17 protein-coding genes are annotated in these 22,126 nt (G+C 39.7%); 12 read left to right on the top strand and 5 right to left on the bottom strand.

The features are described 5' to 3' along the window. The first annotated feature begins 175 nt into the window (after nt 1-175). On the top strand, nt 176-1,048 hold the full coding sequence (locus ESZ36_RS17565; protein WP_146790281.1) for an AraC family transcriptional regulator: 873 nt from the start codon (nt 176-178) through the stop codon (nt 1,046-1,048). Between the two features lie 168 nt (nt 1,049-1,216). Here the strand turns inward: ESZ36_RS17565 and ESZ36_RS17560 are convergent, their stop codons facing one another. From ESZ36_RS17560 to ESZ36_RS17550, 3 genes are all read right to left on the bottom strand, one after another. Next, nucleotides 1,217-2,794, bottom strand: a complete 1,578-nt coding sequence (locus tag ESZ36_RS17560) for an arylsulfatase (protein ID WP_146790279.1) — start codon at nt 2,792-2,794, stop codon at nt 1,217-1,219. Further along, nucleotides 2,794-4,356: a long-chain-fatty-acid--CoA ligase gene (locus ESZ36_RS17555; RefSeq protein ID WP_146790277.1), complete on the bottom strand. Its 1,563-nt coding sequence runs from the start codon at nt 4,354-4,356 to the stop codon at nt 2,794-2,796. The genes ESZ36_RS17560 and ESZ36_RS17555 overlap by 1 nt, the downstream gene beginning before the upstream one ends. A gap of 224 nt (nt 4,357-4,580) precedes the next feature. Further along, on the bottom strand, nt 4,581-5,600 hold the full coding sequence (locus tag ESZ36_RS17550) for an AraC family transcriptional regulator (RefSeq protein WP_146790275.1): 1,020 nt from the start codon (nt 5,598-5,600) through the stop codon (nt 4,581-4,583). Nucleotides 5,601-5,874: 274 nt separating this feature from the next. Between ESZ36_RS17550 and ESZ36_RS17545 the strand changes: the two genes are divergently transcribed. The 10 genes from ESZ36_RS17545 to ESZ36_RS17500 all read left to right on the top strand — a co-directional run bounded on the left by ESZ36_RS17545 (nt 5,875) and on the right by ESZ36_RS17500 (nt 16,919). After that, nucleotides 5,875-6,315: a MaoC family dehydratase N-terminal domain-containing protein gene (locus tag ESZ36_RS17545; protein WP_146790273.1), complete on the top strand. Its 441-nt coding sequence runs from the start codon at nt 5,875-5,877 to the stop codon at nt 6,313-6,315. 45 nt (nt 6,316-6,360) lie between these two features. Then, the gene (locus ESZ36_RS17540) at nt 6,361-6,774 is read left to right on the top strand and encodes a MaoC family dehydratase (RefSeq protein WP_146790271.1); all 414 of its coding nucleotides are present in this window, start codon (nt 6,361-6,363) and stop codon (nt 6,772-6,774) included. A 52-nt stretch (nt 6,775-6,826) separates the two neighbouring features. Next, a complete protein-coding gene (locus ESZ36_RS17535; protein WP_246129156.1) occupies nt 6,827-7,657 on the top strand; it encodes an SDR family NAD(P)-dependent oxidoreductase in 831 nt (276 codons plus the stop codon). A 10-nt stretch (nt 7,658-7,667) separates the two neighbouring features. Further along, entirely contained in the window at nt 7,668-8,828 is a 1,161-nt protein-coding gene (locus ESZ36_RS17530) for an acyl-CoA dehydrogenase family protein (protein ID WP_146790267.1), read from the top strand. Between the two features lie 92 nt (nt 8,829-8,920). Next, nucleotides 8,921-11,305: a TonB-dependent receptor gene (locus ESZ36_RS17525; RefSeq protein WP_146790265.1), complete on the top strand. Its 2,385-nt coding sequence runs from the start codon at nt 8,921-8,923 to the stop codon at nt 11,303-11,305. A 78-nt stretch (nt 11,306-11,383) separates the two neighbouring features. Next, entirely contained in the window at nt 11,384-12,556 is a 1,173-nt protein-coding gene (locus tag ESZ36_RS17520; RefSeq protein WP_146790263.1) for a CaiB/BaiF CoA transferase family protein, read from the top strand. Nucleotides 12,557-12,567: 11 nt separating this feature from the next. Next, nucleotides 12,568-13,737, top strand: coding sequence for a lipid-transfer protein (locus ESZ36_RS17515; protein WP_146790261.1), 1,170 nt, complete (start codon nt 12,568-12,570; stop codon nt 13,735-13,737). A gap of 245 nt (nt 13,738-13,982) precedes the next feature. Further along, nucleotides 13,983-15,587 carry a GMC family oxidoreductase gene (locus tag ESZ36_RS17510; RefSeq protein WP_146790259.1) on the top strand — a complete coding sequence of 535 codons (1,605 nt, stop codon included), beginning with the start codon at nt 13,983-13,985 and terminating at the stop codon, nt 15,585-15,587. Further along, a complete protein-coding gene (locus tag ESZ36_RS17505; RefSeq protein WP_146790257.1) occupies nt 15,584-16,084 on the top strand; it encodes a MaoC/PaaZ C-terminal domain-containing protein in 501 nt (166 codons plus the stop codon). The genes ESZ36_RS17510 and ESZ36_RS17505 overlap by 4 nt, the downstream gene beginning before the upstream one ends. A gap of 109 nt (nt 16,085-16,193) precedes the next feature. Further along, entirely contained in the window at nt 16,194-16,919 is a 726-nt protein-coding gene (locus ESZ36_RS17500; protein WP_146790255.1) for an enoyl-CoA hydratase-related protein, read from the top strand. Between the two features lie 106 nt (nt 16,920-17,025). On the opposite strand, the gene ESZ36_RS17495 is transcribed toward ESZ36_RS17500, so the two are convergent. Next, nucleotides 17,026-19,380, bottom strand: coding sequence for an EAL domain-containing protein (locus ESZ36_RS17495; RefSeq protein WP_146790253.1), 2,355 nt, complete (start codon nt 19,378-19,380; stop codon nt 17,026-17,028). 158 nt (nt 19,381-19,538) lie between these two features. Beyond that, complete coding sequence (locus ESZ36_RS17490; protein WP_146790251.1) at nt 19,539-21,182, bottom strand: AMP-binding protein; 1,644 nt, start codon at nt 21,180-21,182, stop codon at nt 19,539-19,541. A 335-nt stretch (nt 21,183-21,517) separates the two neighbouring features. On the opposite strand from ESZ36_RS17490, the gene ESZ36_RS17485 reads away from it, so the two are divergent. Continuing rightward, on the top strand, nt 21,518-22,120 hold the full coding sequence (locus ESZ36_RS17485; RefSeq protein ID WP_146790249.1) for a GNAT family N-acetyltransferase: 603 nt from the start codon (nt 21,518-21,520) through the stop codon (nt 22,118-22,120). The last annotated feature ends 6 nt before the right edge of the window (nt 22,121-22,126 follow it).

The following is a 22,126-nucleotide window of genomic DNA, read 5'->3' as shown; positions in this document are numbered from 1 at the left end:
TTTTAATGAAACAATAACATGAACTTTATTGCTTTGGTAAAACTACTATGACTATATAAACACATTGAAATAGGGGCGTGAATTAACTATATTATTCTTTTGATGGACTATATTGCTGTTCATGATGTGACCAATGCATATTCTTAGAGGTGGAGTTTAAAATGAGAACTGATAGATGAGTAAACCTTCACGTTGGCCACTTACAGCAGAGGGTATTCGTTTTATAACCCCACATGTGCTAGTTAAGCGTTTGCAAGCCGATCCGTTAGCTAAAGGGCTTTTTGTTACCGCAATGGGATATTACCCAACAGCAAGTGGTCATGCTATGGAGCGTAAAGGTCATCCCGATCATATTCTCATTTACTGTACGGCGGGTAGCGGCTCTCTCACGATGGCAGGTAAAACAAGCACTATTAACAGTGGCGATATCTTTTATTTACCCGCAGGTTCAAAGCACAGCTATCAAGCGAGTAAAGAATCGCCTTGGACATTATATTGGCTTCATTTTGATGGCACTTTAGCAAACGATTTTTGTAGACACATAAATATTGTTGAACGTAAGTTTAATATCGGCGTACAACCAAGAGTCATTCGGGTCTTTGATGGTATCTCACATCTTCGTCACAGTAGTCATAGTTTGGCTGAATTTATTCAAGGCGGTCATCAGGTTCAAGCGTTGTTAAGTTATATCGCCTTATTAGTGCAGCAGCGACAACCTAGCGCAATCAATACCTTTGATACAGAGAATATACGCGCCATGATGCAAGAGCATATTCATAGCAAGCTTGATCTTGATTCATTAGCTGAAGTAGCCAAGTTATCTAAATATCATTTTTCCAAGAAATTTAAACAAGTCACGGGCGAGTCACCGATTAGTTATTTTATTAATATGAAAATGCAACGCGCATGTTATTTGTTAGATAGCACCCCACGGTCTGTTAAGCATGTCGCATCAGAATTGGGTTATCACGATACCTATTACTTTTCGCGATTATTTAAAAAGAATATAGGCATGGCGCCCGCTATTTATCGTAAGGCTAAACTGTAGAGGTTTAACAGGGGAGGGAGTGTAAGAGTATGAATAGTACGATAAGGGAAGAAAATAACGATTGAATGTTAATGCCGCTTTCAAAAAATATAAGCAGCAGGATTATATTATCTTGCTGCTTATATTCTAATTGAAGCTAATTGAAATTCAATGAAGCGATAGCATGCACTAGTATTGTGGTACTGACATACCCATTATTTTTTTAACCATGGCATCTACGCTCCAACTGGCCGGCTTTTGACGAGGAGGAAATTCAACAAAGGTTTTCATCTGTTGTGCTGTCATGGTAATGCCGCGAGAAAATTCAAAAATATGATCCACATACCACCTTTCATAACTACCTGATTCATCTCGAGCTCGTTCATAAGGGTCTTGACGTAAATTGGTTAACAGCGGTGCTCTTAAGGGGGTTAATGGACATATCCAAACATTTAAACCCTCACATTCTTGAATACTATATTGAAGTTTCATATCGCCAAAACGAACGGCTGATAAATCACCACCATCGGTAAAATACAGATAACTCGGTCTAGGCGCTTCATCGGTTGCTCCCGTAAGGTATGGCAAAAGGTTATAACCATCTAAATGTACTTTGTACTTTTTGCCATTAATGGTGGCCCCTTGTTTTAGCTTTTCTTTAATATCATTGACACCTGCAGCAGCCAACAGTGTTGGTGCCCAGTCCATATGTGACACCATTTCTATTTTAGCGTCGCCGGCGGCTATTTTGCCAGGCCATCTCACCATAGCAGGTACACGGAATCCGCCTTCCCAGGTGGTGTTTTTTTCACCTTTAAAGGGAATGGTGCCACCATCAGGCCAAGAAAAGACTTCAGCACCGTTATCGGTTGTGTATAGCACTATGGTATTGTCAGCAATAGCTAAACTGTCTAGTTGATCTAGTAATACGCCAACTTGATAGTCATGCTCCATCATGCCATCACCGTATATGCCGCCACGCTTTGATAAACCTTTAGACTCTTCTTTTAAATGTGTCCAGATATGCATGCGAGTGGCATTAAACCACACAAAAAAAGGTTTGTTATTTTTATGCGCTTTATCGATAAATTTTGTCGTTGCCGCTAAAAACTCATCATCAATTGTTTCCATGCGTTTTTTAGTTAACGGCCCTGAATCTTCTATTTTTCCATCAGCATATGAATGAATAACGCCTCTTGGGCCAAAACGTTTTTTATAGGCCTGATCTTTTGGGTAGTCTGGATGTTCAGGTTCTTCTTCAGCATTTAAGTGATACAAATTTCCCAGAAACTCATCAAAACCGTGATTGGTTGGTAAAAACTCATCTTTATCACCTAAGTGATTCTTACCAAACTGGCCAGTAACATAACCTCTATCTTTTAATAGTTCGGCAATGGTGACATCTTCTGCGCGTAAACCTTTATCAGAGCCAGGCAAGCCAACCTTGGTTAATCCCGTTCGTACCGGATATTGACCGGTAATAAAGGCTGCACGACCAGCAGTACAAGAGTTTTCGCCGTAATAATCGGTAAATAACACACCTTCTTTTGCTATACGGTCAATGTTGGCGGTTTTATAACCCATCATGCCATGGGTATAAGCGCTAATATTACTTTGACCTATATCATCTCCCCAGATAGCTAGTATGTTTGGCCGCTCTGTATCCGTGGTCGCAGAGGCTATTCCTGAAGTAACTAATAAACAAGTGGTTATTATTTTGGTAAAATTCATTGTTAAGTTATTTTTCATGGGTAAAAATGGTCTCATTAGTTAATTGCTCTTGTTTCATGTATCCAATAGGGCGCACGTAATTCATTTTTCATTATTTTTCCTGCACCTGTTATTGGGAAAGCTTCTGCTCTAATTTCAATGCTCTGAGGAATTTTATAGCCTGCAATATATTCACGGCAGTGCTTGAATACCTCTTCATCTGTTATTTCTTGTTGTTCATTAAGTCGAATGATGGCATGAACAGCCTCGCCCCATTGCTCGCTTGGAATACCTAAAACAACGGACTCTTGAATAGCAGGATGATGAGATAGCGCATTTTCTACTTCAGCGGAAAAAACGTTTTCTCCCCCGGTAACAATCATATCTTTAAGCCTGTCGACCAAGAAAATAAAACCATCCTCGTCCATGTAACCGGCATCGCCCGTCAACACCCAACCATCAATAAGGGTTGCTGCGGTTTGTTCGGTATTATTCCAATAACCTAACATGGTGTTTGGACCCGATGCCGCTATTTCACCTACTTCACCTGTGGGTAATACCTTGCCATTCTCGTCACGAATTTCAACACGAACACAATAGCCAGCGCGTCCAGCCGAACGAAGTTTTCCTGCGTTTGGTCCTTCTAAAACGTGATACTCGGCCGGTAGAATCGATATAACAGGCGATAATTCAGATTGACCGTAGGCTTGAATAAATTGTACCGAGGACATTTTTTCCATGGCAGCAATTAACGTACCTTCTGGCATGGGAGAAGCGCCATAGATAATATGCTTAAGGCTACTAAAATTGGCGTTATCTAATGCGGGTGTTGCCAACATCATGGTCACCATAGTCGGAACCAATAAAACGTGATTTACTTTTTTATGTTCGATAGCTTCAATAACAGAAGTGGCCTCGAAATAAGGGATAAATACCTGACATAATCCTCCGATAACCATGGCATAACTTACGCCGACATCGGCAAGATGAAACATAGGAGCTGCATGAAGGTAACGTTCACCGGCTACGTTTAAGCCCATTTCTGCCGTGACGACTATAGAGCTTGACCATAAATTAGTATGCGACAGCATCACTCCTTTTGGAAAGCCAGTGGTACCACCGGTATAAAAAATACCGGCAAGATTATTATAATCATTCTTAACGGGAGTAATGGCATTGGCACTTTCAATTAATTGTTCATAATTATGCATGCCTGCAGGAGTTTCACCGTCCCCCATATAAATGATGACTTGAATATTTTTACATTGTTTTGCCAGTTCTTTCCCCATTTCTAGAAAGGCATCATCAACAAAAAGTACGCTACTTTGTGAATTTTCTAATGAATAGATATTTTCTTTAATCGACCAGCGAATGTTTAGCGGTACAACTATGCCTCCGATCCATGGAATCGCATTGTAATATTCGAAATACCTGTCTGAATTCATGGCGAGAATAGCCACATGATTTTCTTGTCCAACCCCATGTTCAACTAATGCACCGGCAAGTTTGGCAACCCGTTGTTCCACTTCCTTCCATGTCCGCTCTCTATCACCGAAAGATGTGCCAATATTATTGCTAAATATTGTCGCATTGCGTTGTAGTGCCTGATAAAAGTACATAAAAACCTCTTTTTTCAACTGAAAAAACGCTGTTATATTTTTTGAACGAAATAAAATGAGCGCTTAGTGCAACTGGTATTATTATAGTTATCGTTAAATCTGCTTCAATCTTGCTATTCAAACTATCGGTTTGGTGATAAAAGAAACATGATAATAAGCGCCAAAATTGAAATCAATTGGCGTATAAAGACAAGAGCAATCTATTTACCTGTTCGGTATAAAGGCTAGTTTTTGTATTTAGAAGGGCTGTAACCGGTCCAGCGAATAAAGGCTCGCGTAAAAGAAGCCATTTCACTAAAACCGCAACGCTCGGCAATTTCGTCAAGGCGTTTGTCGGTATGTTCCAGATAAAAAATCGCTTTTCTTTGGCGAATGTCATCCTTAATCTGCATGTAATTTGAATTTTCTGCATCAAGCTTACGTTGCATGGTTCTCACCGATACACCTAACTGCTCAGCAAGTTCAAGTTGATTTGGAAACCTAGCATAGGGGCATGCAGATAACAGATCTTTAATTTGCCGAATAAAGCCTAAGGTCTGAAAAGAGTATGTGATCAATGAGAGGGGGACATCTAAGTAGGGTTTTACTTCTTGATAATTACACTTCACCGGTTGTTTGAGCCATTTAATATCAAAAACTAATTCACAATGTTGCTGGTTAAATTTTATCGGGCAAGAAAATAGAAATTGATAATCACTAATGTTTTTGGGCTTATCTTCCATAAAGTTACTGTATTTCAAAGGTATTTCTTTTTTGATCAACGTCGACAATACTTTGTGTCCCATACATGTACATAAAGCACTGATGAGTAGTGAAAACCGAGGATCTTTAACTTTGGGTATAAAGCGCCAACGTACAAGTGAACCCTCAATTATCGTGGAGGAGTTGACCGGACTTTGGGATATTCTAATCACTTGTTCTATCGCTTTTAACGCTTGAGCTAAAGTTTGCTCTGTACTTGCTGATTTAACCATGAGGTCTACTGAACCTCTTGGTAATTTTGCTGTTCCAGCGCCTAGAAACTCATCATCAGAGTATTCGAGGATAATGGTGTATCCCTTGATAATATAATGCTTCGAGATTACCACTTGGGGATCTTCAATTGATTTTAATGATAGCCCTATTCTTCTAGCAAATTCTTCTCTTGCAAGGCCTAACGATTCACCAAGAAAGCAAAAATCCCTCACAAAGATATTGGTAGCAAATAACTCACCTGTTGCGGTAGAGATATCATTTTGATTCAATTTTTTCTCCTTTATTCATTCAGTTATTAGCAGGTGAATTTCCTAGTTATCATGGCCATTTTGTTTTTATACGTCAATTGATTTCAATTTTGACGTTTATTGTCATATAAGAACAATACGTTAACTTGCTAGTTTTAATAGGGCGATAACAATGAAGATAACAAAGCAGTTAACTAAAGCAGACAGCACAACACATAACAAGAATATTTACTATTTAGCGTCTTTTTACATCGTAACTGCGATGCCTGACCCTTAAATATTGAGAGAGAAATTCATGCTAGATAAAAGCGATATAGGTAAAGTATTTCCATCGGTAACCGCTGAAGTTGAAAAAGGTCGGTTACGCTTTTTTGCCAAAGCTATCGGTGAGAACAATCCTATTTATACTGATGAAGCGGCGGCAAAAGAGGCAGGGTATGAATCTTTACCACTGCCACTAACCTTCTTTTTTAGTTTAAAAATGGACGTACCTAACCCGTTTGAAAACTATGAAAAAGTAGGCGCGTCACTGGCCAAAATCCTCCATGCTAATCAAGCATTTGTTTACCATAAATCCGTTGTTGCTGGAGACTCATTAACGTTTGAAAGCCACATCGCAGATATCTATGACAAAAAAGCTGGCGCGTTAGAATTTTTAGTAGAAAAAACGAAAGTTTCTAATCAACTTGGTCAACACGTTGCAGATATGACAACAACACTCGTTGTTCGTAACTAATACTATGTTAAATAGAACAAAATTTAATAAAAGAGAGTTATTAAAATGATTGGATTTGATGAGGTTCAAGTGGGTGATGAGTTACCCGTATTACAAACTAAGGCAATTTCACGCACCACACTAGCGTTATTTGCTGGCGCTTCAGGAGATCACAACCCAATGCATATCGATATAGACTTCGCAAAAAAAGCAGGCATGAATGATGTTTTTGCTCATGGCATGTTGTCAGTAGCCTATTTGGGTCGACTGTTAACGGGTTGGGTTCCTCAATCCGCCATTAAAAAGATAGATGTGCGCTTTACCGCTATCACACAGCTGTTTGCAGAAATCACCTGTAGCGCCATCGTTAAAGAAAAATTTGAGCGTGATGGCAGCAAGTTCGTACTGCTACTTATTGATGCGAAAGATCAAAACGGTGACATTAAAATTTCTGGCAGTGCTGAAATAGCGCTTACGTGATCTTTACCCAATGAAGCCAAGCAATTTAATTAACGACAGAAATAAAGAGAATATGATGAGTAAGAATTTACAAAATAAAGTAGCACTAATTACCGGCTCTGGTCGCGGTATTGGTAAGGCATTAGCACTTAAGTTTGCCAAAGAAGGTGCCAAGGTTGTGATCAATGATTTAGACCCAGCTTCAGCAGAAGACGTTATTGCTGAAATTAAAGCTATGGGTGGTGACGTTATCGCACATATTGGTAGCGTAACGGCTGACAATTTTGCTGAAGAGTTTGTTGCCGCAGCAATTGAAGCCTTTGGTACACCTGATATTTTAGTAAATAACGCCGGTTACACTTGGGATTCGATGTTAACTAAAGCGTCTGATGAGCAGTTCGACGCTATGTACGATATCCATCTTAAGGCACCTTTTAAGTTAAACCGTGCTTTTGTTAAAGCGGTTAGCCCAGTAGCAAAATCAGAAGCAGAAGCGGGAGAAGAAGTCTTCCGTAAAATAATCAATGTTTCTTCTATTGCTGGTGAATACGGCAATGTTGGTCAAGTTAATTATTCATCAATGAAAGCCGCACTCGGCGGTATGACCAAGACATTATCTAAAGAGTTAGGTCGACTAAAAATTAACGTTAACTCTGTTGCGTTTGGTTTTATTGAAACTCGCCTCACACAAGCAACCGATGAGAAAAAAACAATTGTCGTTGATGGTAAAGAAGTCAGCATCGGCATACCTAAGAAAGTCCATGAGAATTTTGCCCGAGCTGTACCAGTAGGGCGTAGCGGTACGCCTGAAGAAGCAGCTAACGGTATCTATTTATTTTGCACACCCGAATCAAACTACATCAGTGGCCAAACAGTGGTCGTTGGTGGTGGTTTAAGAATGTAGGAGAACAACTATGACCCCTTTTTATTGTACTTGGATTGATGAAGATTTACGCATTTTCTCAGAATCGGTAAATAAGTTTATTGATAAAGAAATTGCTCCCTATTATGAAAAATGGGAAGACGACGCTTGGATGCCAAGAGAGGTATGGAACAAGTTAGGCGAAGCAGGTTTGTTATGCGTTGATATGCCAGAAGAATATGGCGGTTTTGGTGTCGACTTTAAATTCGCAGCACTGATTAATGATATTTTTTATCGTCGAGGCGTTGGCGCCATTGCTGGTGGCGGTATTGCCGTTCATGCCGGTATTGTGGGGCATTATATTTTGAATATGGGTACTGAAGCACAAAAAAAAAAGTATCTGCCTAAAATGGCAAGCGGTGAGTGTGTCGGTGCTATTGGCATGACCGAGCCGGGTGCTGGCAGTGATTTGAAAGCATTGAAAACATCGGCGAAAAAAGTTGCTGGCGGTTTTGTTATTAATGGCAGTAAAACCTTCATCTCTAACGGGCAACACTGCGATATTGTGGTACTCGCTTGTAAAACTGATCCAAATGCTGGCGCGAAAGGTGTTTCACTCTTTATTGTTGATGCCGATACCAAAGGTTTTGTAAAAGGTCAAAAACTCAAGAAATTGGGTATTCACTGCCAAGATACTTCTGAATTGTTTTTTGATGACATGTTTGTACCTGATGATGCGTTGTTAGGACCGCTTAATACTGGTTTTATCGCCATGATGACTGAGTTGCCACGCGAACGTCTATTGTTAGCCGTCGGAGGACAAGCTGCAGCAGAAGGCATGTTAGAGATCACTATAGATTATGTTAAAGAACGCAATGCTTTTGGTAAACGTATCGCTGATTTTCAAAATACGCGTTTTAAATTGGCAGAACTTGCGACAGGCGTTCGAGTGCAAAAAGCCTTTGTTGATCAGTGTGTGATGTTGCTGGCTGAAAATCGTCTCGATGCGATTACCGCTTCAATGGCCAAACTTCATGTTACTGAGTTACAGGGTAAAGTCGCAGATGAGTGCCTACAGTTATTTGGCGGTTATGGTTATATGACTGAATACCGAATCGCCAGAGAATTTGTTGATGCAAGGGTGCAACGAATTTACGGTGGTACCTCAGAAATAATGAAAGAAATCATCGGCCGAGAACTGATTAAAGACTAATAACAATAAAAATAGATTGACGAATTACTACAATAATTAGGCTAAAAAATATAATAAAAAGCCTTGTTCACTTAAGTGGAATAATTGGAGATATGATGAATATCCTACCTATAGCAAAAAGCATTATCGCAATTTCGGTAACCTCTGCGTTATTAGTTAATAACGTGGCAGCAGAAGAGTTAAATGAGTCAGCAGTTGATACCAAAGACGTTGAGGTGATTGAGGTTAGAGGCGGTCAACGGGTTAAAACCCTACGAGAAGTGCCTGCTTCTGTCAGTGTCATTAGCGGTGAATCATTGAGCCAAATGAAAATTAATAAGTTAGATGACTTATCTCAGTCTTTGCCTAACGTTAGTATTTCTGAAAATGCGGTACAAGATACTATTTCTATTCGTGGGGTAAATTCAGATCTTCAAGCGGGCGGTGAACAATCTGTCGGCATATTCTTAGACGGTGTTTATCATGGGCGAGGTGTGCAATCACGTTTTTCGTTTATGGATGTTGATGCTATTGAAGTATTACGTGGCCCTCAAGGAAGTTTATTTGGTAAAAATACCGTAGGTGGTGTTATTAGCATTTTGCCAGCACAGCCGAAAGACTACTTTGAAGCAAAGCTAACTGCAGCTTATGAATTTGAATATGAAAAAGTTGATTATTCTGGTTATGTTACCGGCGCACTTAACGAGAGTGGCTCTTTAACTGGGCGTTTTGCCTTTAAGGGATCAAACAGTGAAGAAGGTTGGGTTGAAAATGAAGCCAATGGTGAAACCATGCCAACCAAAGAGGATAGCGCTTTGCGCGGTATTTTAAATTGGCAGGTTAACGATGACTTTAAAATTAACTTACGTGCAGAGAATGGCACATTTGAAACAAAAGGTGCCCCTTATGAAATTCTTTACTTGGAAGACAGCCAACCCATAACAGGGCTCGCTAGAATGTTCGGCGCAGAAGCTAATATTGATGGTAAAACCAATATTTCAAATGGTAATTACCCAGGCCTAGGTTTTAATGGCGAAGAAACACCTTATTTTATGGATGCTAATTTTAGCGAATATGCGCTAAAAAGTGACTATAAAATTGATCAAGGCACCATTAGCGCCACGATAGCACAATCTAATTTAGATTTTGTTCGCTCTCAAGATGCTGATTTTGGTCCTTTACCGGTGATACAGTTTAGTGAATCAGAAGACTACGAACAGAATAGCGTAGAGTTAAGGTTTGTTTCAGGAGATAACGATGACTTTGAATATTTATTTGGTGTCTTTTGGCAAAACAGTGACTTATTAGTTGATGCGGTTGCTGATTTTGCCACAGCGCCCGGGACTCCGGTTGCAGGCGCCTTTCCTATCCCTATTGAGCATGCAGTAACCAGTCGTTTTAATGAGCTTGAACAAGAAACCGATTCGTTAGCATTATTTGGCCAAGTTACTTTTGGTTTAACGGAATCATTGAAACTTGAACTATCAGGGCGTTATTCAAAAGAAGAAAAAACAGGTCGTCAAACAGTAGAAGTATACGGCGGTACAGGCGATGGCAGTAAAAGCGGTTTACCATTGACTAACCCGACTGAGCTTTTCATTTGGAGTCAGGCCATTATGGAAGCGTACCCGCATTCAGTGCCGGTAAGTCGAGAAGAAAATCTGTTTTCACCTTCTGCTAGTTTGACTTGGCTTGCTTCTGACACGGCTAGTTTTTATGTCTCAGTGAGTAAAGGTTTTAAAGGTGGCGGGTTTAACGCCATTGCCATGTCGCCTGATTTAGATGAAATTGAATACGAAAATGAAGAGGCAATTTCTTCTGAAATTGGCGGTAAATTTGAATTTTTCGACGGTACTGTGCTTTTAAATACCGCTGTGTTTAATGTTGCTTATGACAATATGCAAACCACGTTGTTTACCGGCGGAACAACGTTTGTTGTTGAAAATGCAGCTAAAGCAACCTCTCGTGGACTTGAAGCTGAATTAAGATGGTTAATAAACGATGAATTTACCTTAGATGCTAACCTTGGTTATATTGATTTTGAATTTGATGATTATAAAAATGCAGGTTGTACTGCGCAGCAAGTCATTGATTCTGGATTAACTGGCTCAGCTTGTGCCGCTGCGGGGTTGAACGATCTTTCAGGTAAAACCAATCAAGATGTACCTGAAATAACCTTATCGTTAAGCTTACAACATGAGTTTGCCATAAACGAATATGTGGTAACCAGCAGGGTTGATAGCAACTATGTTGATGACTTCTTTGCTACCGCAGATTTAGATCCTATTACGGTGCAAGACGCTTATATTGTGTGGAATGCAGCAATCAGTGTCGCTTCGCCTGATGGCCTTTGGAAAACAGACCTTATTTTCAAAAATATAACTGATGAAAGTTATTTTTATTATGCCAATGATGTCCCGCTGTTTGCAGGTTCGCAATTTGCTTCTTTTAGCCAACCCAGTACGGTAACGCTTCAATTTAGTTACTTATTTGAATAGCCACTTAATCAGCATTTATTAAGTTGTTAATAAATCAAAGGGGGGCTAATCACTCTCCTTACTTTTATAAGGTTAGTTATGTCAGCACTTGCTAATGTAAAAATATTAGATTTTTCAACCTTACTTCCTGGTCCTTTTGGCACCTTAGTTTTGGCCGATTTAGGTGCGCAGGTTTTACGCGTTGAAGCGCCGAGTCGTACTGATTTAACGCGTATCATTGGCGAACTTGATGGTGATGCTTCGTATGCGCATCGCTATTTGAATCGCTCGAAAAAATCCATTGGTTTAGATCTTAAAAAACCAGACGCTATTGAAGTTGTCAAAAAGTTGATTGGTGAATATGACGTGGTCGTTGAGCAATTTAGGCCCGGCGTAATGGATAAATTGGGTTTGGGTTATCAAACGTTAAAAGCGATTAACCCTAAACTTATCTATTGCTCTTTAACGGGCTATGGACAAACAGGGCCTTATAAAGATAGGGGGGGGCATGATAATAACTATTTGGCTATCGCTGGCACTCAAGATTACAGCCGAAGAGTAAATACCGCGCCTGTACCTGCCGGTATTCAAATAGCTGATGTGGCAGGTGGCTCTATGCACTTAGTCGCAGGTTTGTTGGCGGCAGTTATACAACGATTAGAAACAGGTGTAGGGCAGCAAGTAGATATCAGTATTACTGATGCCGCTTTTAGTCTAAATGTTTTTGCGGCCTCTAATTATTTAGGTGCAGAAAAAACAACAGGGCCTGAGCAAGAGTTACTCAATGGTCAACAGTTTTATGATTATTATCAAACCAGTGATCAACGTTATTTATCTGTCGGTGGTTTAGAGCCTAAATTTAAAAAAATCTTGTGCGAAGCAATAGGACAGCCAGCGTTATTAACGTTAGCGCTATCTGATAAATTAGCGCACCAGCAAGCATTTAAAACGCAACTAACAGACGTTTTTAAATCGCAGAACTTTACCTATTGGCAACAGTTGTTTAGTTCAGTAGATGCTTGTGTTGAACCTGTATTAACCATGGGTGAAGCGTGTCAGCACGAACAAATTAATAGCCGAGAAATGATTATCGAGGTTGATGGTATTAAACAAGTGGGCTGTGCAGTCAAAATGTCGGCTAGCCCTGCTAAGTATCATTTTAAAGGATGTAGCTTAGGTGAGCACAACCAAATATTACAACAAGAATTTGGTTTTAGTGAACAACAAATTAATCAGCTTAAAGCTGATGGTGTCTTTGGAAAACAATCTTAGGAGATAAAGAAATGAGTCAAGTAATCGTAGCCGGCGTCGGCATGACAAAGTTTTGTAAACCAGGTCAGCAAGAACCGTATCGTGTGATGGCTGCTAAAGCGATCAATATCGCACTGGCTGATGCGGGCATTGAGGCATCAAAAATTCAACAAGCGTTCGGTGCCTATATTTATGGTGACAGTACCTGTGCCCAACATGCATTTTATGACGTTATTCAAAGTGGGATTCCTGTTGTTAACGTCAATAATAATTGTTCTAGCGGTTCAACCGCATTATTTTTAGCAAGACAAGCGGTTCTCTCTGGTGAAATTGACTGTGCATTAGCTTTTGGTTTTGAAGAAATGCAACCAGGCGCATTGGGCTCAGGGTGGGACGATAGAGAAAGTCCTTTTGATAGAGCAAAACCTGTGTTAGAAAAATTTAATGCGCCTGATGGCCCTTTGGCACTGCAAGCCTTTGGTGCTGCAGGTCGTCATTATATGGACCTGTATGGTGTTGAAGCGGATATTTTTGCCAAAGTTTCAGCGAAGTCTCGTAGACATGCGGTGCATAACCCTTATTCTATGTTTACTAAACCGCTGACCTATCAAGATGTGCTCAATGATAAAGTTATCTATGATGGTTATATGACACGTCTAATGGCATGTCCTCCAACCTGTGGCGCTGCGGCGACTATCGTATGTAGTGAAGCTTTTGCCGCAAGAAACGGCATCACCAACGGAGTGAAAATTCTAGCGCAAGCCATGGCAACAGATACTGAGAAGTCATGGCAAGACCCTATTTATGCGGCAGGTAAGGGTATGACAGAAATAGCAGCTAAAAAAGTATATAACATGGCAGGCATTAGCCCAGAAGATATTGATGTTATTGAATTACATGACTGTTTCACCACTAATGAAGTGATCAGTTATGAAGGTTTAGGGCTTTGTCCTGAAGGTGGTGCGGCTGAATTTATCGACAAAGGTGACAATACCTATGGCGGGAAATTTGTTATTGGTCCATCTGGAGGTTTGATGTCCAAAGGCCATCCTATAGGTGCAACAGGACTGGCACAATGTACTGAGTTAACTTGGCATCTACGTGGTCAAGCAGGCGCACGTCAAGTTGAAGGTGCTAGACTAGCCTTACAGCATAATGTCGGCCTTGGTGGAGCCGTTGTGGTAACGCTTTACGGAAAATAAAAAAGATGACTCGAGTGGCACCGGTCATTTGAGTTTTATACCAATTTCATTAAATTTGTGATCTTGTTGTGCGCAGGAAAAATAATTCAAGGGTAGGCGCTTGATTGAGCAATAGCTGGCTATTGGAATTGAGGGCAACGCCGCCTTGGGATATTTTAACCAACACAAATGGGTAAAAACTTAATGGCATTGGTATTAATAAATAGCAACCGTTATGAGTTGTAATTGATGATGGGGAAGAAAAAATGTACAACTATATTATTGTTGGTGCTGGCTCTGCAGGTTGTGTTTTAGCTGCGCGTTTAACCGAAAACCCTAATATTTCTGTTTGTTTATTAGAAGCGGGCGGGCCAGATAAAAGTGTCTTTATTCATGCTCCTGCAGGCGTAGCAGCAATGCTGCCAACGAAGATAAATAACTGGGCATTTGAAACTATTCCACAAAAAGGTCTAAACGGTCGTAAAGGTTACCAACCTCGGGGGAAAACTCTTGGAGGCTGTTCATCTACCAATGCCATGTTGTATGTACGAGGTAATAAATGGGATTACGATAATTGGTCTGCGTTAGGCAACAAGGGCTGGAGTTATGAAGAAGTACTGCCTTACTTTAAAAAGTCTGAAGGTAATGAGTACTTTTCTGACCAATATCATAATCAAGACGGCCCGCTAGGTATCTCAAATGCAACGGCTGCCAGTAATACCAATCAAATGTTTATTGCATCTTGTCAGGAGCAAGGGCTGAAACAGATTGATGACTACAATGGTGCTGAGCAAGAAGGTTGTTTTATGTATCAGCGCACGGTAAAAAATGGAGAACGTTGCAGTGCAGCTAAAGCTTTTTTAACACCTCATTTGAGTCGTTCTAATTTAACGGTAATCACTCATGCATTAACGGAAAAAGTATTATTTGAAGGGAAAAAAGCAATAGGAATACGGTATAAAAAAGACAAAAAGTCTGTTGATATTTATTGTGATAAAGAGGTCATTCTTAGCGGTGGTGCTTTTGGTTCGCCACAAGTCTTAATGCTTTCTGGGGTTGGTCCAAAAGAGCACCTTTGTGATAAAAATATAACACTTGTTCATCATCTACCTGGTGTAGGTCAAAACTTACAAGATCACATTGATTATATACAAACTTACCGAGTTGCCAGTAGTGATGAGACTTTTGGTTTATCCCTTCGAGGTGGCACCGGAATGCTTAAATGGATGCTTGAATGGAAGAACAAACGTTCTGGAAAAATTACCAGTACACTCGCAGAATCAGGAGCATTCTTTAGTACGGAAGACAATTTAGTCGCGCCGGATGCTCAGTTAGTCTTCGTGCCGGGTATTGTTGATGACCATGCCCGTAAGGTGAATTTTGGCCATGGTTATAGTTGCCATATTACGGTTCTTCGTCCGGATAGCACGGGTGAAGTGAAACTCAACAGCCGAGACCCAGAAGATTCGCTAGCAATTGATCCTAAGTTTTTTGATAATGAAAAAGATTTAGAACTGATCAAACGTGGTGCGAAAAAAATGCGCGCTATTCTTGAAAGTACTCCCTTTGATGGTATTCGTCAAAAACTACTATTCCCCCTTGAAAAAGGCAACGAGCACTCTCTAGAACAAGACATTCGCAATCGCTCAGACACTCAGTATCATCCAGCTTGTACTTGTAAAATGGGCACTGAATCTGATGCCATGGCTGTTGTGGATGAACAGCTCAAAGTACACGGCTTGAGCGGAATTAGAGTGGTAGATGCTTCTATAATGCCTAAGCTTGTCAGCGGAAATACCAACGCACCTACTATCATGATTGGTGAAAAAGCTGCTGATATGATTTTGGCCGATTATGAGAGTTCACAATGAGTGATGTTATAAATGAGTCTGCATTAAAGTCAGCCAAAATAGAACAAAATCAAAAGATCTATTGGGATGAACTTAACGAGGGTGAGCAATTTTCTTATGGCCATTATAAAGTCACTGAGCATGAGATTATTGATTTTGCCAAGCGTTACGATCCGATGGAATTTCACGTTGATCCAGAAAAAGCGAAGTTATCGCCTATAGGTGCATTGTGTGCCAGTGGCATACATACCTTAGGCATAATGCAACGTTTAACCTTTGATAACATCTACGCCAATTGGCATATCGTCGCATGGAGAGAGCTTCGAAAGTGTCACTTTCGTCTACCTGTTTTTGTTAACGATTGCCTAACGGTTAACATGACCATTGCTAAATTAAGCGTCGATACTCGTATTGATAGAGGAAATGCAGAGTTAAAATTTGAGGTGAAAAATGCCAAGGGAAAGACGGTATTGGAAGTGGAAGGCGAAATTGTTTTACAAAGATTTCCTAATATTTAATGACTTCATTGGCACATTAAACCGCTAAACAATCCACTCTCTTATTTATGTTTTTAATAGCCCATTTATTTTGGTTTAAAAAATATTTCTATCATTAAGTGAAATAACAATGAAAAATTTAGTTTTAACAGAAGAACATCAAGGCGTTTTTACCATAACGCTAAATCGACCAATGAAAAAAAATGCCATTAATGCTGCCATGTATAAATTACTGTGTGAGCATTTAAAATATGCCAATGACTCTGTACATATACATTGTCTACTCATTCAAGGAGATGAAAATTGTTTTTCTGCCGGTAATGATTTTGCTGAATCAGGCAATGAAGAAGAGCTTTCCGCCTTTGTATTTATTGAGCAACTGGCAAAATTCTCTAAACCTATCGTTGCTGCGGTTGCTGGGCCCGCAGTAGGCATTGGCACCACGTTATTGTTGCAATGCGATATGATTATCGCGGCAACCAATAGTAAGTTCATTTTACCTTTTGCACACTTAGGCATTTGTTTGGAGGCCGGAGCAAGTTTATTACTGCCTTTGAAAGTTGGTCATAATCGAGCATTTGAGTTGGCTGTATTAGGGGCACCTTTCACAGCAGAGCAAGCCTATCAATACGGTATAGTAAATCAGATTTGCCAACCTAATGAGGTGATAAAAAACGCACTAAATATAGCACAAACTATTGCTAAACTACCTGCAGACTCAGTACAAACAAGCAGAAGATTAATGCGCCAATCTACAGATAAATTGATGTTAGATGTTATCAATGATGAAAAAAGTGAAGTGACTCGATTGTTGAAAACTGAATATTGTCAGTCAATTCTAAATAAATTCTCTTAAGCCGTAAGGTGTTAGGATATTTCATGTCGTTTGCAAAGTAACACCCTCAATAAATAGAGGACTTTTATTGAAAGGTTAAGTGCCATGTCTACAGCGTTGTTGCCTTTTAGTTTAGGGCAGGAGCAAAATTAACTGACATGGAGCTTACTAATTCCTCAAACTCAGTAATAGGTACAGGACGGCTAAACAAATAACCTTGATATTGACTACAGCCATTATTAAATAAAAACTGACGTTGCTCTTGGGTTTCAACACCTTCAGCAATGACGTCGTAATTTAGACTTCTAGATAGGTTAATAATTGTTTGTACGATTGCGGCATCATCAGGATCTGTTGTGATATCACGTACAAATGACTGATCTATTTTTAATTGTTTAAGTGGTAAACGTTTCAAACACGAAAGAGAAGAATATCCAGTGCCGAAATCATCCATAGAAAAGTCAATGCCGAGTTGATTTAATCGCTGCATTTTTTCAATGATAACGTCGACATTTTCTAGCACCATACTTTCGGTTAATTCTAGTTTTAAACCGCGCGGGTTTATGTTCTTTGAGACGATGATCTCTTGCACAGTTTCAACAAAATTCTCTTGTTTAAATTGTAAGGCACTAACATTAACGGATATCTGCCAGTTTTCTCGGTTGGGCATGTTTTCCCACACTTTAAGTTGATGACAAGCTGACTCTAATACCCAACGTCCTATGGGTATGATTAAGCCGCTCTCTTCTGCCAAAGGAATAAAATCAAGTGGTGAAACCATTCCTCGTATCGGATGAAACCAGCGTAATAATACTTCTGCACCTTGAATACCCTTGGTTTCATCTATTTGAATTTGGTAATACAATTCAAGTTCACCATTATCAATTGCTTGGTGCAGTTCAGCTAAAATAGCCGCATTCTCTTCTAATGCAATCTGCATGGCTGGATCAAAGAAACGGATAGCATTTCTACCCGCTGCTTTTGCTTGGTACATTGCAACGTCAGCTTGTTTTAGGATTTCATCGGGGCTGGTTAAGTTTGATTTGAATAAACTGATGCCAATACTGGGTGTGCAGTGAAAAGTCATTTCGTTGTTAGCATCTACATTTTCTTTGATAGATAATTTGTAAGGTTGGCAAATGGATAGACGTATTTTCTCAGCTACTTTTTCAGCAACATGGCCAGCAGTTGCTTCATCTTCACCAAGATTGGAAATCAAAGCAACAAACTCATCCCCTCCTAATCGAGCGACAATATCTTCACCTCGAACACTGTCTTGTATTCTGGCGGCAACAGCTATTAATAATTGATCGCCCATATTATGCCCTTTGGTATCGTTAAGGGTTTTAAAGTGATCAAGGTCGATGAAAAAAAGTGCGTTGAATCGTTCGTCACGAGAACTAGTAGTCACCATAAGTTGCAATCTGTCTTGCAACATCCTGCGATTGGGTAATTGTGTTAATGAGTCATAAAAGGCAAGTCGTTGAATTTGATCTTCATGGCTTTGGCGTTCAGTGATGTCTCTACTAACGCTCATTAAACCATAACGAGTTCCATCTAAACCATCAAAGGTTTTCTTAATGGTTTCATGTAATACTTTACTACCATCAGGGTAAACTACCCATTCATCTTGACTGTACACTTTACCACTGGCAATAATTTCCTGTTCATCAAGCCCTGTTATATCTGAAGGCTTAAAATTCCCCTTGAGCTCCTGATCCATTTTCCCTTTCAATTCTTGCTCTGTCAGGCCAACGTATTGTTCAAAAGCATGATTACAGCCAAGGTAACGTCCTTGCACATCTTTAAAAGATATTAAATCAGGTAATGAGCCAATCAAACCTCTCATCAAGCTTTGCTCCCTGTTCAACAGTTTTTGGCTCTCTGTTAGGTCATATTCAGATTTTCGACGGTCACGTTGACGCCTTAGTATTAAACCCACTAGCATGGTACAAACAGGGAAAACGAAGATGACGGGTTGTATCACTGCGCCTATGACTTTGAATCGTAAATGTTCGGGCATGAGTAACATACAACCCAATACAGTGATTTGAATCAGCATGCCAAATGAATATAACTTGAACCAATCGAGCTGCAGATTTTTGCGTTTTAATATAATGGCGAATATATAACCAAGAGAACCGGGGATGATGACACACAATGAGCCAACCAGAATTCCTGCCCCTCCTATATGAAGTCTTAAGGCAACCATCATAGCTCCGGCAATTAGGGTTGGTATCAGGCCAAAAAACAAACCACAAAGACTGATCAGCACCCATCGCGTATCAAAAAACATTCCAGGGGCCAATTCCCATGAAGTGTTCATCACTGCGAGGCCGAGCATACCGACCAATAATCCAGAGATTAGATCGCGTATCTTTTTGTTCTTGATTGATTCAAGCTTCAGCGCATCATAAATAACGCCTAAAGAAATTAGGAGTGCTGCATTGTAGAGTAGGGCAATAAAACTGCTAGTATCCATATACGAGAACAAATGCCTTCTAAAGTTAGTAAGTATTTTGTGAGCAAAGCGACAATAACCGTATATGAGCTTTGATGCTAGATGATTTTACATAGAGACTATTATATTTTAATTAACTATATTTTACCTTGTTTACAATTGTTTATGGCAGTGTTTATTTAGAACATATCTTCTTCGTATATAACAAGATCTGAAAATACCTTAGTGGTTAGTGCATCGTATTTTTTTTCGATAATATTTCTTTTAATTTTCATGCTGGGTGTCAGTAAATGATTATCTACGCTCCAAGCGTGCTCGCAGACAAGTAAATAGTCGATTTTTTGATGGCTTTCTAGTTCAGCATTAACGTTACTTAATGTGTTTTTTAAGCGATTGACGACCTCAATATCTCGTTTATTGTCCATGGCGGTTAATACAATTAATGCGACAGGTTGTTTCATGCCAGAACCTATCAAACAGACTTGCTCAATATCAAGGTTAGTACAGAGTAAACTTTCAATGGGAACCGGCGCGACGTATTTACCTTTACTGGTTTTAAATTTGTCTTTAATGCGACCAATAATTGTATATTCACCTTGCCCATTTACCGCTGCACAATCGCCAGTGTGGAACCAGCCATTAGAAAATGACGCATCGGTGGATTGAGGGTCTAAGTAATATTCACTAAATACAGCATCGCCACGAATGAGAATTTCACCTTCTGTAGACAAGGTCATTTCAACACAAGGTAAGGGTTTACCAATAGTCCCTAAACTGAGCTTAGAGAAAGGGTAATTTAGGCAAGAAGCGCCAGATGTTTCGGTCATTCCCCACCCCTCGCTAATAGGTATGTTTAATTTTTCATACCAATGAAGTAACGACAGGGCAATTGGAGCGGTACCTGAGACAAACCACTGTGCATTGTTTAGTCCTAATGCCTTGCGGATTTTTTTGGCGAACAAGTGCTTTAATATAGGAATACTTAATAATAATGCGATTTTATTTTGTGATATTTTATTTAGCACATTGCCTTGAAAAATGGTCCATAAGCGTGGCACTGAGATAAACCCTGTAGGTTGTGCGTATTGTAAATCATCAATAAACGTATCGAGTGATTCGACAAAAAACACTTCAAATCCAGCATAAAGGGCTACATATCCATTACTGCGCTCTACTATGTGCGCTAAGGGCAAATAAGATATTGACCGAAAATTATTGGAGAGCTTAAAAATATCTACGAGGTTTTGGGCTACAGATGCCATATTTTTATGGCTTAATACGACGCCTTTTGGGCGACCTGTTGAGCCTGAGGTGTAAACAATGGTTGCTATATCATCAATAGCATCTTGGTGAACATCGACCAAAGGCTCAAATTCGATTAACCAGTCAGAAAATTGTACTGCTGTGGCTGGCGTTGGATAGGGAAAGGCAATACTTAATACATCATCGTTAATAGCCATTTGTACTTCTTCAGGATTATCTAGTTTTCCAATAAAAATAGCTTTTAAATCAGCATGCTTAATAATATGGCTGATGTTCGTATGTTCTGCGGTCGGATAAATTGGCACGCTGATCATGCCTGCCATCATGATGGCTAAATCAGTAATAACCCAATGAGCACAATTTTTAGAAAGAATACCAACCTTAGCACCACTCTCAAAACCTTGACTTTTAAGAGCATTAGCAATGCAACGAGCTTGATGATCAACATCAGCCCAAGTATATTCTTGCCATTGTCGATTTACTGGTTGGTGGAGAAAAACTTTATTAGGGTGACGGCTGACATTATTTTGTAGATTCTGTAAAGGGGTTAAATATTCCATTTAGCACTTTCCTTTTGTTATATCGATGAGTATAGGTTTTATCTCCCACTAATCAATGACACTTGAAAACTGTGCGAGGTAAAAAGTAACAGTCATTACAAATAAAGATTTAGGAGATGAACAGTCTAATTTTAAAGTCGAGGCGCTAAGCGGCGAGTCTATAATTGCCGGTAAACGTATAAGCCCTATTGACTGAAAGAAAGGGGTAGACATTGATTGTATTTATTAACGTTAAATAACAATGGTTTAAAGTAGTGGTGCATGACAGGATACTTGCCAATAAGTTTATTTAAACTTATTATCGATATAAATAAAATACGAAGTTGAACTTAATTATGAATATTTTTCCAATAACAAAAACTGACCTTGTAGAGGCAGCTGACATTCTTAGTTCTTCCTTTAAAAACTACGAAGTAATGCGCTATCTATTCAATGATTCTGGCAACAATTATGAAGCACACATTACTGAGTTTTTCTTATCGTTTTATCAATTCGGCTTAGCCAATAACTGGCCCTGTTATGGCGTGAAAGTTAATGAGCAATGGGTAGCTGTTGCTCTTGGCTGTAATTCCAGTGAACAAGAAATGATCAAGGGAAGCGATGATGCATTAACTGAATTTTACAAAAGCATAAGCCCCCAAGCCTCCCGTCGCATTGAACAATACGAGCAGCAAGCTGATGCTGCACACCCCAAAAGGGCACACTTTTTTATCGACTCCATTGGCACGCATCCAGACCATCAAGGTAAGGGCTATGCAAAAGCCCTTATTCTTAAATACCAAGAGTTATCAAAGTCAGATGTCTATTCAACAGGGGTCGGTCTGAATACCGAATCAGATAAAAACATCAATTTTTATCAACACTTAGGCTACGAAGTACAAGACCAACAAAACATAGAAAGCCTTACTAGCTGGAGCCTATTTAGAGCGGATGATTAGAGAGTG

This window comes from Colwellia demingiae (assembly GCF_007954275.1).
GTDB lineage: Bacteria > Pseudomonadota > Gammaproteobacteria > Enterobacterales > Alteromonadaceae > Colwellia > Colwellia demingiae.
Note: the sequence above shows the minus strand (reverse complement) of the source record. Positions and strands in the feature narration are given on the sequence as shown.